The organism is Nocardia sp. NPDC056564 (assembly GCF_042793755.1).
GTDB lineage: Bacteria > Actinomycetota > Actinomycetes > Mycobacteriales > Mycobacteriaceae > Nocardia.
The window spans coordinates 214,829-228,710 of the sequence record NZ_JBHTUR010000011.1; the positions used below are offsets into that span (position 1 = coordinate 214,829).

At 67.5% G+C, this 13,882-nt stretch carries 14 protein-coding genes; 5 read left to right on the forward strand and 9 right to left on the reverse strand.

Annotation, left to right across the window (positions count from 1 at the left end):
* Positions 1–54: 54 nt before the first annotated feature.
* Positions 55–1,119: a biotin synthase BioB gene (gene bioB / locus ACFQ9K_RS26480; protein ID WP_378713856.1), complete on the forward strand. Its 1,065-nt coding sequence runs from the start codon at positions 55–57 to the stop codon at positions 1,117–1,119.
* Here bioB and ACFQ9K_RS26485 read toward each other — a convergent pair whose 3' ends face one another.
* On the reverse strand, positions 1,120–2,322 hold the full coding sequence (locus ACFQ9K_RS26485; RefSeq protein WP_378713855.1) for a hypothetical protein: 1,203 nt from the start codon (positions 2,320–2,322) through the stop codon (positions 1,120–1,122).
* 9 nt (positions 2,323–2,331) lie between these two features.
* Positions 2,332–3,954: a DUF885 family protein gene (locus tag ACFQ9K_RS26490; RefSeq protein ID WP_378713854.1), complete on the reverse strand. Its 1,623-nt coding sequence runs from the start codon at positions 3,952–3,954 to the stop codon at positions 2,332–2,334.
* Between the two features lie 395 nt (positions 3,955–4,349).
* Here ACFQ9K_RS26490 and ACFQ9K_RS26495 point away from each other — a divergent pair, with 395 nt between their 5' ends.
* Complete coding sequence (locus ACFQ9K_RS26495) at positions 4,350–5,360, forward strand: glycosyltransferase (RefSeq protein WP_378713853.1); 1,011 nt, start codon at positions 4,350–4,352, stop codon at positions 5,358–5,360.
* Here ACFQ9K_RS26495 and ACFQ9K_RS26500 read toward each other — a convergent pair.
* Positions 5,357–5,926 carry a TetR/AcrR family transcriptional regulator gene (locus tag ACFQ9K_RS26500; protein ID WP_378713851.1) on the reverse strand — a complete coding sequence of 190 codons (570 nt, stop codon included), beginning with the start codon at positions 5,924–5,926 and terminating at the stop codon, positions 5,357–5,359. The two genes, ACFQ9K_RS26495 and ACFQ9K_RS26500, sit on opposite strands and share 4 nt — an antisense overlap.
* Positions 5,927–6,057: 131 nt before the next feature.
* Here ACFQ9K_RS26500 and ACFQ9K_RS26505 point away from each other — a divergent pair, with 131 nt between their 5' ends.
* On the forward strand, positions 6,058–7,380 hold the full coding sequence (locus tag ACFQ9K_RS26505) for a glycoside hydrolase family 1 protein (protein ID WP_378713850.1): 1,323 nt from the start codon (positions 6,058–6,060) through the stop codon (positions 7,378–7,380).
* Positions 7,381–7,423: 43 nt separating this feature from the next.
* Positions 7,424–8,362, forward strand: coding sequence for an esterase/lipase family protein (locus tag ACFQ9K_RS26510; protein ID WP_378713848.1), 939 nt, complete (start codon positions 7,424–7,426; stop codon positions 8,360–8,362).
* Here the strand turns inward: ACFQ9K_RS26510 and ACFQ9K_RS26515 are convergent, their stop codons facing one another.
* The 6 genes from ACFQ9K_RS26515 to ACFQ9K_RS26540 form a co-directional block, all read right to left on the reverse strand.
* Positions 8,363–8,653, reverse strand: coding sequence for a hypothetical protein (locus ACFQ9K_RS26515; protein ID WP_378713846.1), 291 nt, complete (start codon positions 8,651–8,653; stop codon positions 8,363–8,365).
* A gap of 14 nt (positions 8,654–8,667) precedes the next feature.
* Positions 8,668–9,207 (reverse strand): LpqN/LpqT family lipoprotein, encoded by a 540-nt coding sequence (locus ACFQ9K_RS26520; protein ID WP_378713843.1) that lies wholly within the window; start codon positions 9,205–9,207, stop codon positions 8,668–8,670.
* Positions 9,208–10,497 (reverse strand): phage head morphogenesis protein, encoded by a 1,290-nt coding sequence (locus ACFQ9K_RS26525; RefSeq protein WP_378713841.1) that lies wholly within the window; start codon positions 10,495–10,497, stop codon positions 9,208–9,210. It abuts the gene before it with no gap.
* Positions 10,498–10,526: 29 nt separating this feature from the next.
* Positions 10,527–10,856: a hypothetical protein gene (locus ACFQ9K_RS26530; protein ID WP_378713839.1), complete on the reverse strand. Its 330-nt coding sequence runs from the start codon at positions 10,854–10,856 to the stop codon at positions 10,527–10,529.
* A gap of 122 nt (positions 10,857–10,978) precedes the next feature.
* Positions 10,979–12,589: an MDR family MFS transporter gene (locus tag ACFQ9K_RS26535; protein ID WP_378713837.1), complete on the reverse strand. Its 1,611-nt coding sequence runs from the start codon at positions 12,587–12,589 to the stop codon at positions 10,979–10,981.
* A complete protein-coding gene (locus ACFQ9K_RS26540; RefSeq protein WP_378713836.1) occupies positions 12,586–13,224 on the reverse strand; it encodes a TetR/AcrR family transcriptional regulator in 639 nt (212 codons plus the stop codon). Before ACFQ9K_RS26540 ends, ACFQ9K_RS26535 begins: the two co-directional genes overlap by 4 nt.
* Before the next feature lie 225 nt (positions 13,225–13,449).
* Between ACFQ9K_RS26540 and ACFQ9K_RS26545 the strand changes: the two genes are divergently transcribed.
* Positions 13,450–13,854, forward strand: coding sequence for a hypothetical protein (locus tag ACFQ9K_RS26545; protein WP_378713835.1), 405 nt, complete (start codon positions 13,450–13,452; stop codon positions 13,852–13,854).
* Positions 13,855–13,882 lie beyond the last annotated feature (28 nt).

The following is a 13,882-nucleotide window of genomic DNA, read 5'->3' on the forward strand; positions in this document are numbered from 1 at the left end:
ACCGTTCACGAAAAAACTTGAACGGTGTTCAAGTCTGTTGGTAGGTTGGCTGACATGCGTACCGAACTGCTGGATCAATTGGTAGACAAGGCTTTACGACGCGAGGCGCCGACCCGGTCGGAGGCATTGTCCGTTCTGTCCGAATCTTTCGAGCTGCTCGACGTGGTCGCCGCAGGCAGCCGGGTACGACGCGAGTTCTTCGGCCGGCGGGTGAAGCTGAACACCATCGTGAACATGAAAAGTGGCCTGTGCCCGGAGGATTGCGGCTACTGCTCGCAGCGGCTGGGGTCCGCGTCGGATGTGCTCAAGTACTCGTGGATCACCCCGGGCAAGGCGGCGGAGGTGGCCGATCAGGCCGTTCGAGCCGGGGCCAAACGGGTGTGCCTGGTGGCGAGCGGCCGCGGTCCGGGCGAGCGCGACATCCGGCGGATCGAGGACACGATCGCGGCGATCAAGGTGGACAACCCGCAGGTCGAGGTGTGCGTCTGCCTCGGGCTGCTGGCCGACGGACAGGCCGAGCGGCTCGCCGCAGCCGGCGCGCACGCCTACAGCCACAACCTGAATACCAGCGAGGCCCGGTACGCGGAGATCTGTTCGACGCACACCTTCGATGATCGGGTGGACACGCTGCGCCGGGCGACGACGGCGGGGCTGTCACCGTGCTCCGGCGCGATCTTCGGGATGGGCGAATCCGCCGACGATATCGTGGATCTCGCTGTCGCGCTGCGTGATCTGGATCCGGACTCGGTACCGGTGAACTTCCTGATCCCGTTCGAGGGAACACCGCTCGGCGATCGCTGGGAGCTCACCCCGGACCGCTGCCTGCGCATTCTCGCGCTGTTCCGGTTCTTCTTCCCCGACGTCGAGGTACGACTGGCGGGCGGGCGCGAGATCCACCTGCGCGCCATGCAGCCGTTGGCCCTGCACCTGGCGAACTCGATGTTCCTCGGCGACTATCTCACCAGCGAGGGACAACCCGGCGCGGACGACCGCCAGATGATCGCCGACGCAGGCTTCACCATCGAAGGTGTCGACGATCGCACGCTCCCGGACGCCCGCCACGACCTGGTGGCCATCCGCCGTCGCGGCGCGGGCACCGAGCTGCCCGCGAACGCCTGATCAGCCCGGCGCGACCTGCTGGAACCAGGTGAGAATCCGCAGCAAAGCGACGCGAGCGGAAGTCCCGTGGTCCACCGCGCCCAGGTCTTGCAGGGTGGCATCGGCACTGCGCAGGGCGCGCAGGCAGTGCTCGGCGTTGGCATAGGGCACAGTGCGGTCGGCGGTGGCGGCATAGAGGCGCACGGGCACGCGCGGGGTCCAGTCGCAGGTGCGGTCGCTGTCGGTCACCGCCGTCAGGGCCGCGCCGGTCGGGTTGGTCGCCCATGCGCGGAATCGCGGCGTCAGCAGTAGATCGGGGGTGATGGGCAGCATGGTGGCGATGGTGAGTTCGTTGCGGGTGCCGTCGAAGAGACCTTCGATCTTTCCGGCGTACGGCTCCTGGAAGGCCTCGGCCGGATCGTCGTACAGGTGATAGATCCGGTTCATCGCGGTGAGCCAGTAGGCGAAGAAGAACACCGCCGGACCCGGCGCGATCCGGCCGTCCAGTGCGGCGGGGGTCTGGACGTCCCGGAGCGCGTACGGCCCGCTGACCGGCGCCAGCGCGGCCAGACCGAATCCTGGCACCTCGTCGGCCTGCAGCGCCTTGCCGAATGCCATTGCGGCATGGCCGCCTTGGGAGAAGCCGGTCACCAGCACGTCCCGATGGAGTTCGTGGTGTTGTTGCGCGGCAATGCTTTTAGCCGCGAACAAGAGGTCGGCCGAGGCACTGACCTCGGTCGGCGCGTGCCCGAAGGGGTGACTCCCCGGCCCGTCGCCCAGCCCGAGGTAGTCCGGAGCGATCGCCGCGTAGCCCGCCGCCGCGAACATGATGGTGCGCGCCTGATCGGGACGGCTCCGGCTGTTCACCGACGGCGCATCGCTTTTCGCCGCCAGGGTGCCGTGCGCGTAGCTGACCACGCGCAGCCGAGGCGAATCCGTACGCGGCAGCACGACCAATCCGCTCGCGGTGGTCGGCTCGCCCTTCGCTCCGATCGTGCGATAGTCGACCCGATACGCATCCACTCCGTTGCGCACGGGAGTATCGAAGTTTCCCTCGGCCAGATAGGCCGCGGTGTCCGCGTTCGACAACTGCGCGACCGGAGTCGAGGACACCACCGTGCCCCGTTCATGCTGCCCAGGAGCGGCCGTCTCGCTCGTATCGGCCGCACACCCACCGGCCCCGCAGAGCAGGACGAACGCACTGACCAGAGCGAAGCGCCGCATGTCGCGACCCTATCCCGCCAGGCGGTCCGCCTCGTCCAGGTGGTCACGCAGGCCGAGCAGCTCCCAGCGCTGCAACGCCAGCGGCACATTCCCTTCGCGCCACAGCCGGTCGTGGAACCGCTTCAGCTCGAATTCGTCGCCGAGCTCGCGGACCGCCGTGCTGAGCAGATCCTGAATCTGGAGTTTGCCGATCTGGTAGCTCAATGCTTGACCGGGGTTGCCGGCGAAGAACACCGCCTCGTCCCAGGCGGTCTCGCGATCCATCGGGACGGCGATCGCGAGGCGATCGGCCGCCTCCTCGATGGAGATCTCACCGAGGGCGAGCGCGAGGTCGACGTCGACGCGTAACGCCCGCAGCCGCATGGCACTCGCCACGAAGATCGCGCTGGCCGGCGCGTCGTCGAACAGACCGGCGTGCAGCATCAGCTCCTCGTAGTTGAACGCGATGCCCTCGTTGGGCGCCGAGTCGTAGAACCACCGCCGGGCCGGATTCTCGTGGTGCCAGCCGATCGCGACCTGCTGGGCGTGGACGCCCTCGTGCACGATCGCGGTGCGGGCGTCGAACGCGGCGGCCCGATCGAAATAGGGCAGATCCGGGTGCGGGGCGGGGATGTATCGGATGGCGTCCTCGTCCATCCGGCCGGGTCCGGTCAGATCATCGGTGACGCCGAGCCAGGTCAGCGGCTCGAGGTAGGGCGGCAACGGGGCGAATCGGTAGTGCCGCAGGCTTTCCGGCTGGCTGAGCAGACCGCGCTCGTCCGCGAACCGGCGCACGGCGAGCTCATCGACGGCCTGGCGCCGCGCATGTTCCTGCGCATCGGCGGGCAACGCGGGCGCGGGCGCGTCCCGATGCCGGGTGCGCAGCTGAGTTTCCAGCGCGACGGCCCGATGCCACTCCTGGCTGCCCATCTGGCGCAGCTGCCGGGCCGAATAGGGCAGCAGCGCAACGCGATGCAGGAAGTAGGCCAGCGCCTCCGGGCCGACCGGCTCGGACTCGCCGAGCGACGGAAGTTGTTCGGTCAGCCAATCCCGGTACGCCGCAACGGCATCCACCGCGACCCTGGTCGCGGCGGGCAGTTCGGGCGCGTACTCGTCCGGCAGGAACGGGGTCAGCGCGCTCAGCGCGGCCTCGAGCGAGCCCGCGTTCTCCTCCAGCAGCCTCAGTGCACTGCGCGCGAACGACACCCCGGCCACGCCCGCGAGATTCGCTCTGGCCTGCTCGAGCACGAGCGGCACATGCCGCAGCAGCGCGCTGATCCGCCCCGCTCGGGCACTGTCGAACGGCGTCGAGGCGAGCAGCTCCACATAGATCGGGCCGAGGCTTTGCTGGATATAGAAGCCGGGATCGAGTTCCCAGGCCCGGATCAGCTCCAGTTCCCAGTGCACCCTGGCCAGCGCCGAGCCGAGCAGCCTGCCGTCGACCCGCGTCGCGACCGGCTCGTCGGACAGGTCGAGTTCGCGGTGCCTGCGGGTCAGCTCGGCGAGCACGTCCCGGCGATCCGCGATCGCCTTCGGCGACCAATCGGGCAGCCAGCCGTCCGGCCGCTCGACGCGAGGCAGGTCGTCACTCGAGTCGGGTACCGTCGCCAGCCGCCAGTTCCAGAACTCTTCCGCAAGCTTCGCTAGACCCATGTCCGCACAATACGTTCGGTGCCCGCCACCGGCCAGCCGCCAGCGGAGGGTGCGCGAACTCAGCGCGCGGCGTGCGAGAACAGCCCGGGGTGGTATGGCTCGCGCGAACAAGTGACATACTGGTTCCGATAGATGCCGTCGCAGCGGGTAATCCAGTGGTATCGACGGACTTTCCGCACTCGCGGGAACTGCTGTCGAGCGGCACCGGTCTCTTTGCCGATCGCGAATCACCGACCGCCATCGCGTCCGCGCCGCACCAGGTGTTCACCGAGCCGGGCCCGGATGAGCACCGAGGCGAAACGCAGTGCGCCAGACCTACTCTGGCCCGCAGTGAGCAGGAACTACCAGGCGCTTGCCGCACCGACGCGACAGGCCGAAGCGAAGTTGGCGACAGCATGAGCGAGACCATCTCTATCTCCTACGCACACCTGTTACGGCTCAGCGATGACGTGGGGATCTTCGAACACGCCAAATTCACCGCCCCGCGGCTCGAAAACGGTTACTGCGTCGACGATGTCGCGCGCGCCCTGGTCGTCGTGCTCCGGGAGCCGGAGCCGACCGCCGAGCTGGACGCGCTCGTGCCGGTGTACGCGAGCTTCGTCTTCGACGCCCTCACCGCGGACGGCCGCAGCCACAATCGCCGCGGCACCGACCACACCTGGCAGGACGAGCCGAGCCTGGAGGATCACTGGGGACGCGCCATCTGGGCGCTCGGCACGCTCGCCGCGCACCGGCCGGAGTACGCCGAAAAGGCGCTGGCGCACTTCACCATCGCGGCCGGGCGGCGGTCGCAGTTCCCGCGCGCGATGGCCTTCGCCGCGCTCGGTGCGGCCGAGGCGCTGCGCGCCGATCCCGGCAATCTCGCCGCGCCGGCGTTGCTGGCCGATGCGGCCGAACTGATCGGCCCGCCGACCCGGCGGCTGGACTGGCGCTGGCCGGAACCGCGGCTGCATTACGCCAATGCCGTGCTGGCCGAAGCGCTTCTGGTGGCCGGCGCGGCACCGGGTCAGGGCCGTACCCACGCCGACGGTCTGGCGATGCTGCGCTGGCTGCTGGAGACCGAGACCGCGGGTGACCATCTGTCGGTGACCCCGGTCGACGGCTGGGCGACCGGCGAGAAGCGTCCTGGTTTCGATCAGCAGCCGATCGAGGTCGCGACGCTGGCCGACGCCTGCGCCCGCGCCTACGACGACACCGGGGACTATCACTGGAAAGACGCGGTCATGTTGTGCGAGGCGTGGTTCCGCGGCTCGAACGACGTCGCCACCCCGCTCCTCGATCCGGCCAGCGGCGGCTGCTGTGACGGACTGGAGCCCACCGGGCGGAACGAGAATCAGGGCGCCGAATCGACGCTCGCGCTGATTTCCACGATGCAGCAGGCCCGGCGCCTGCAACAGGCGGACTAGCCGACACCGATATAACGGCGCCAAGCGTGTTCGAGGTGCGCCGCCATGTCGATCGTGGGATCGATCAACCATCGGGCCTGGAGGCCGTCGGCGAGCGCGAAGAACATGGTGGCCGCGGCGTCGGCGTCGATCCGGTCGGGCAGCGTGCCCGCCCGCTGCATCTCGCGCAGAGCCCGGGCGAAGGACTCGGTGCCGAGCCGGTAGCGCTCCAGCATGTAGTCGTGCGCGGGATGGCGCGGATCGGCAGCGGCCGCCTGCATGTGGGTGAACAGCTCGATCAGGCCGGGCACCTTCGCGTTGCGCCGCACCACCGCCACGAACGCGTCGGGTGCCGTGCCGCGCATGGTCGCCAGGTCGGTCTCGTCGCGCTTGCGCAGCACCGCGACGAACAGCTCCTCTTTGGAGCCGAAATAGTGCAGCAGCCCGCCCTGGCTCAGGCCGACCGCCTCGGCCAGCTCGGCGACCGAGGTGGCCAGATAGCCGCGCTCGGCGATGGTGCGCAGCGCCGCCTCGAGGATCCGCTCCCGTCGTTCGATGCCCTTGCCGTAGGGACCCCGTTTCGCCACCGGGTCAGTGTAGGCACGCCGGGGTCCGTCCTTGCCATCAAAAACCGAGCGTTGTACGGTTTTCATCACGACTCGCCCCGGCGTCCGCCGAGGTCCCGGCTTGTCCCCCCAACGAACGGGAGCACCACCCGATGCGATTCCGTCTGCGCGGACTCGGCCTGGCCGCCCTGGCCGCCGCCACCGCTCTGACCTGTCTGCCCGGCTCCGCCGCCGCGCGCCCCGAACCGCCCGCGCAGGTCGCGCCGCTCGGTCCGGACTTCCTGTGGGGCGTCGCCGCCTCCGGCTATCAGTCCGAAGGACACGCGCCGGACAGCAATTGGAGCCGCTACGTCGCCGCGGGCAAAACCGAGGACCCGTACCGGGATTCGGTCGACTTCTACAGCCGCTACGCCTCCGACATCGATCTGGCGGCCGGGCTCGGCGTCAAGGTTTATCGGATCAGCATCGAGTGGGCCAGGGTGCAGCCGGCGCCCGGCGCGTGGTCGCCGGAGGGATTCCGCTTCTACGACAACGTGATCGCGAAGATCACCGCCGCAGGCATGCGGCCGATGATCACCCTGGATCACTGGGTGTTCCCCGGCTGGGAGGTCGATCGCGGCGGCTGGCACAACCCGGGGATGGTCGAGGACTGGCTGGCCAACGCCCGCACCGTGGTCGACCGGTACGCGCACGTCGACCCGCTCTGGGTGACGTTCAACGAGCCGACCTTCTACGGGCTCAACGAACTGCGCCACGGCGGCCTTCCCGCCACCGACGTGCCCGGCATGCAGGATCGGCTGGCCCAGGCGCACAACGCCATCTACGACCACATCCACCAGGTACAGCCCGGCGCCATGGTGACCAGCAATGTCGCCTACATCCCGGCCGGCGAGGACGCGATCAACAAGCCGTTCGTCGACAAGATCGCCGCACGGCTCGACTACGTCGGCATCGATTACTACTACGGCATGTCCCCGGACACCATCACCTCGATGGGCCAGAACCTGACCCAGCTCTGGCAGAATCCGTTGCAGCCGGAGGGCATCTACTATGCCCTGCAACACTATTCGCGCCAGTTTCCGGGCAAGCCGCTCTACATCGTCGAGAACGGCATGCCCACCGAGAACGGCAAGCCGCGCGCCGACGGCTACACCCGCGGCGACGACCTGCGCGACACGATCTATTGGATCCAGCGCGCGAAAGCCGACGGCATGAACGTGCTTGGCTACAACTACTGGAGCCTCACCGACAACTACGAATGGGGCAGCTACGCACCGCGCTTCGGCCTGTTCACCGTCGACGTGCTGACCGATCCGAGCCTCACCCGGCGGCCCACCGACGCCGTCGCCGCCTACACCGACATCACCGGGGCCGGCGGCGTGCCCGCCGATTACCGGCCGACCCGTGCGCCGCAGCCTTGCTCGCTGGTCGATGCCGCCGCCAGCTGCCTCGACCCGGTGACCGTGCCGCGGTGACCCGTCAATTCGCTGGTAACCACTTATCGCAGAACGGATTTCGATGAATCTGAGATGGCGTCGCCTCACGGCGGCAGGCGCGGCGGCGGGCATCCTCACGGGCATCTGCGCCCCGGCGGTGCAGGCCGAGGCGGAACCCGGCCAATCGGCCGCGAGCGAGATCGCCGGAGTGGGCAAGGATCCCGATGGCAGCATCCCGCCCGCGGGATCCGACGACTGGACCTGTGTACCCACCGCCGCGCATCCACGACCCGTGGTCCTCGTGCACGGCACCTGGGGCAATCAGAACGACTGGAACGTGCTCGCGCCGCAGCTGAAAGCCGCGGGCTACTGCGTCTTTTCGCTGAACTACGGCCGCGACACCGCGAGCGTGCTCGGCGCGCTGCCCGGCATATACGGCGTCGGCGACATCCACGCCTCGGCCGAGGAACTCGCCGCCTTCGTCGACCGCGTGCGCGACGCGACGCACGCGCCGAAGGTCGATCTGGTCGGTCATTCCCAGGGCGCGTTGATGTCTCGGCAATACCTGCGCTTCGAGGGCGGCGACGCCGCGGTCGACCACCTGGTCTCCCTCGCCGGCACCAATCACGGCTCCACCATGCGTGGCGTCGCGGGCCAGCTCACCTCCGGCAGTGCGCACTCGGCCTTCTCCACCGGCCTGACCGCGGTCGCCGGAGTCGCGGCCGCCCAGCAGCTCGTCGGCAGCGACTTCCTGCGTGCCGTCAACGCCGCGGGCGACACCGATCCCGGCATCACCTACACCGTGATCGCCAGCACCCGCGACGACGCCTCCACCCCACCGGAAGCCACCTTCCTCCAGGCGGGCCCCGGTGCGACGGTCGACAACGTCTGGATCCAAGACTTCTGCCCCACAGACACTTTCGACCACGGCACCCTCCCCCAATCCCCCACCGTCGCCTACCTCGTCAACCGAGCCCTCGACCCGGCCTACACCGGCACCGCCTGCCCGGGACAGCCCTGATCATTCGTGGAATTCGCCCTTGGGCAGTCGAGGCCGAGCGCTGGCGGGCCAGCGCTCGTCGCTGAGCTCCAGCGTCCAGCCCGCCGGCGGTTCGGTGAAGTCCATCCACTTGCCGTCGCCGAGCCACAGCGACCAGAGATCTTCCTCCGGAAAGTTGCCCATCCGTACGTGCAGCGTCTGAGTCGGCGTCCGGCCGATCATCCAGGTGTCATCAGCCGGGTCTTCGGCGAAGACGACGTGCGCGGCGAGCGCTTCCTCCAGATCGGATACCACGTCCGAGCGTCTGACCATGAGTTCTTGCCCCTTCAGTCGTCGAAGTTGACGCTGCGCACAACCTTATCGAGCAGGCTACCGAACACCGGCGTTTGCTCGACCGTGGTCGTCCCCGTCGCTTGCAGCAGATAGCCGACGTTCCCGCGCTGGTAGACCGCGTATTGCGTAACGGTGTACAGCAATTGGCCGGCGGCGGAGTAGGTGCCGCACTGGATCGACCAGCCGCTGTGGCGACCGGCCGGCGGCCACACCTCGGCATGCTGCTCGGACCAGTCGGGCAGCCGCCGCGAGTCCGTGAACGAGTGCCCGATCAGGCCGGCCAGATCGACGCCCTGGCCGACGATCACGCGGGTGAACACCACCACGACATTGGTCCGGAACTGGGACGGCTGCTCGTGCTGTGCCGCGAACACGTTGAGATAGCCCATGTTCCGGCCATCGATCTCAGCCCAGGTACCGGGATCGAGGTCGAGCGTGACGCTGCCCGGGATAGTGCTCGGGTCGGTGACCCGGTGAGTACTGAGCGCCAGGGATTCCAGTGCCGCGTAGATGGGGGTCTCGTCGTCTGCCATCTAGAACAACCCACCTATCCATTTGCCGACCGAGCTGCCCGCGATGCCGCCGACCACACCACCGACCACGCCGCCGACGGCAGCACCGACCGGGCCGCCGACCGCACCGATCATCGCGCCGCCCTCTGCGCCGGCCACCATACCGCCCAGCGCGCCCACGCCACTGCCGACCGCTTCCGGCACCGTCTCTTTGCCCGCCTTCACCTGGTTGTAGCCGTCGTAGACCTCGTACGCCGCAGCCAGCGGTAGTGCCGCCTTACCGGCGACCCGCAGCGCCTTCGAGCCCGCACCCTCGCCCGCACCCGCCACAGTGTCGGTGACGTCCGGCGTGCCCGGCCCAGTGTTGGGCCCGCGCACCCGTGCCTGCACTTCCTTGGGGTCTGGCAGCTGCGGATTCTTCGGATCGACGCCCAGCGCCTCGTTGACCGCACCGCGACTCTTCGACGAGGAGTCGATGACATCCTGCAACGCCTGCTCGCGGGTCATCCCCTTCTTCGCCATCTTGTCTTCGATCAGTTGATCGAAGGGCCGGTTTCCCTCTTTCTTCATGAGTTCTTCGGCCGCGGCTCGGTTCGACATCAAATCCCTCGCCTTGGTGCGGAACTCATTGCGAATCTCGCTGGCGATCCTGGCCCGTTCTTCCAGCGGCATGTCCGTTTTCGCGAGCTGCTCATTGAGCGCCGCCAAGCGCCGCTCGGCTTCGAGATAGTAGTTGCGCACCTCTACATCGGTCAGCGAACCATTGGGATACTCGGGCAATCCCAAGGAAGCGAGACCGAATGCGGCGGCGTATACCGGCGGATGATTCTGCTTGGCCAGATCGCTTTCGCTGAGTTGCCCGTCGGCGCCTTTGATCGCCGCGGCGAGATCGGCGTCCACCAGCTGGGCATTGATCATCAAACGGTTGACCTCGAGTTGCAGCGCCACCCGGTTCGCCTCGATTTTGGCTAGCTGGTCGGCGGTGTAGGGCCCCTGCACAACCCGGGTGACCTTGCCGTCGTCACCGATCATGAACCCGCCGGTCTTGGCCTCGGCGCGCAGGCCGGTCAGTTTGGCTTTGACCGTGGCGACCTCCTCGGCGGCGGTCTTCGCGGCCGCGGCGATTGCGGCGACGTGTTTGCCGTGCGCGTCGAAATCGACGCGCGTCTTGCCGACCGACTGCTTGGCCGCCTCCGCCGCTTCGCCGTCCCAGGTCTGGAACATCTGCAGGTTACCGAGATTCGACGCGCGTTCGTCGCAGTGTTGCGCGTGCGAGGTGCAGACTTGGAATACCGACTCGATGTCCGCCACGTTCCACCGATCGATGTCGGAGATCGTGATCATAGATCCAGCAATCTCCGACCGCGCGGCCGGTCGACCTGGTCGAGTTCGGTCGTGGATTTGTGCTCGGTCATGCTGAATTCGCGCACCGCGTCGGTGACCAGGGACGAATGCCCGTCGAGCCGTCCGGTCAACGCGGTACCCGAGCCGCGCAACTTTTCCAACGCTCCCTCGAGCGCCGCGCGAGAACTGCCTACCCAACCCGAGGACGCCGAGGAAATCTCGGAATGCCCGGATTCGAAGAGCGCGGTGCTGTCCCCGCACCAATCGGCCAGGCACCCCGCCGAATGGTGTAGATCGGTAAAGTTCACCGAAAGTTCGCCAGTCATCGAATACCCCCGTATTCAGGTGCAGTGTTGAATGGACTGCACCTGAATACGTTAACGGGCTGCGGACGCCCTGTTCATGCCCCAATTACTCGGGGCCTCAAGGCTTTTCGGACTTTTCGCCCTTATTTAACCGCGAGGTCGGTTTTCTCTTCGTTCTTGTTCGACGCCGTTTCCTCCAGCACGGCTTCGCCGCGGGCGACCATGCCCGCCTCGTCCGACAGCTTGAGTTGGGGGATGAACAGGGCCAGGACGAAGACGACGATGGCGCCCGGGATCAGATACCAGAAGCCGGGGACCAGGGCGTTCACGTATGCGCCGACGATCGCGTCGTGCAGGCCCTCGGGCAGGTGCTTGACCACCGACGGCACCAGCGCGCTCGGGTCGAGCTTCGCCGCCATGACCTCGGGTCCGTGCGACATGAACGCGTCGGTGAGGCCCTCGGTCAGCCGGCTGGTGAAGATCGAGCCGAAGATCGCGACGCCGATCGCGCCGCCCATTTCCCGGAAGTAGTTGTTGGCGCTGGTCGCGGTCCCGATCTGGTTGGGCGACACGGCATTCTGCACGACCAGCACGATGATCTGCATGATCAGGCCGAGGCCCGCACCGACCACGAACAGCATGGCCGAGACGACCCACATCGGGGTGTTCGCGGCGAGCGTGGTGAGCCACAGCATCGCGGCGAGCATGACCAGCGCACCGATCGGCGGGTAGATCCGGTAGCGACCGGTCTTGGTGATCGCGGTCATCGACCCGATCAGGGTGATCATCATGCCGACCATCATCGGGATCAGCAGCAGGCCGGAGACCGAGGCGGACGCGCCGGTCGCCATCTGCAGATAGGTCGGGATGAAACCGATCGCGGCGAACATCACCAGCCCGACCAGCAGGCCGATCGCGGAGGTCAGCACGAACGTGCGGTTGCGGAACAACCACAGCGGCAGCATCGGCTCCTCGGCCCTGGCCTCCACCATGACGAACGCGGCGACCACGACCACCAGCGCGGCGATCATCGCGATGATCGTCGTCGAACCCCACGCGTACTGCTTGCCGCCCCAGTCGGTGATCAGGATCAACAGCGTTGTCGCCGAGGACATCAGCAGCACACCGAGGTAGTCCGGCTTGGTCTTGGGCCGGTGGCTGGGCACGCTCAGGTAGCGGAAGGCGATGAACAGCGCCGCGATGCCGATCGGCACGTTGATCCAGAAGCACCAGCGCCAGCCGAGCGTGTCGGCGAAGAAGCCGCCGAGCAGCGGACCGGCGACCGAGGTGATGCCGAAGACCGCGCCCATCGGCGCCATATACTTACCGCGATCCTTGGCGGGCACCACGTCGGCGATGATCGCCTGCGCCAGAATCATCAGGCCACCGCCGCCGACGCCCTGCAGGCCGCGGAAGACGATGAACTCCCAGAAGCTGGTCGAGGCCGCGGCGCCGACCGACGCGGCGGTGAACGCGGTCACCGCGAACAGGAAAAGCCAACGCCTGCCGAACATGTCGCCGAACTTGCCGTAGATCGGCATCACGATGGTGGTGGCCAGCAGGTACGAGGTCGCGGTCCAGGCCATGTGCGAGACGCCGCCGAGTTCGCCGACGATGGTCGGCATCGCGGTGCCGACGATCATCTGATCCAGGCTGGCCAGGAACATGCCCGCGATGAGCGCGGAGAAGATGAGCCATATTCGCTTCTGGGTCAGGACAATAGGGGTAGGCGGCGAGTCAGCCGTCGTGGTCATCGCTTCTCCTGGTTTCGCTCGGCGGGCTGGTCGAACATCCGGGCGGCCATCGCGCAGTGCTCCTGCACGGCCGCGGTGAGAGATCTGCTGGTGTCGGCGGTCGCGGACATCGCGGCCCTGGTGGTGATGCTGGTCATGACTCCCGCTGCGAGAGCGGCGAATTCGCGGGCAACCGGTTCGCCGGCCCGCGCGGACAGCAACTCGCCGACGATGGCCTCCTGCTGCGCACCCGCGGCCACGAACCCGGCGAACACCCGCGGTTCCTCCTTGACGATCTGCATCACCAGCGAAATTGCCTCGCGCACTTCGTCTTCCGGCTCGAGCGCGGAGGCGAACAGCCAGGTGAGGTCGGACATGAGCATCCCGGTCGGCCCACCGGCGACGAATTCCTCTCGCGCGGCGGGAGTTCCGATCTCCTCGATCGGGCCGACGATCGCGTCGAGTTTCGTGTCGTAGTAGTTGAAGAACGTGCGCGGCGAGACACCGACGACCTTCGCGATGTCCTCGACGGTCGTCGCGTCGAGCCCGTGCGCGACCACCAGCCGGCGAGCGGCCATGCACAGCTCGAGCCGGGTTTTGCGCTTCTTCTGTTCGCGCAGGCCGATCGGCGGCTCCGCGCGAGTGGGGGATGACATGGCAAAAATTTAACACAAACTGCAAAATTTCAGACAGTGCAATTTTCTGTGATCGCGCTCACCCGAGCCACCGGGACCACTGGGCGGGTTATCCGATCTACTGCTCCAATGCGTACTCGATCACACTCCCGTAAACCTCAGCTCGATAAGTGCTGGTCATAAGCAACCTCTCAGAATCTTCATCTACTGTTCATCTCAGTAGATAAGCAGAGAGGCAACGACGCCATGCAGCGATCACCCCTACGACCGACCGGGCAGCTCCGCCGACACCGCCGCGCCACCGCACTCGTGCTGATCGCCGGATTGCTCGGCGCCACAACCCTGCTCAGCACCGCCGTCGCGGTGGCCGACCCCGGCACTCGCCCGAGCCAGGCACCGGGCCGCGCCGGTTCGGCCCACCCCGGCAACACGACCGGTGCACACCACATCGATCCATTCGGCTACAACCACACCGACGCCAACCCGCTGCAACAGAACGAGCACCGGAACGCCCTGCGCGAATACCGAAGCCAGCAAAATCCGGCCGAGCCGACGCAGAACCGCAGCGGCGGCGCCAGCACCTGGACCGCGGTGCCGCGCGCCGACGGTGACGGCTGGGTCGTCTGCCGGCCCACCGCCAGCTGGTGCTGACCGAAAGCTTCGAAATCACCTGCCGTAC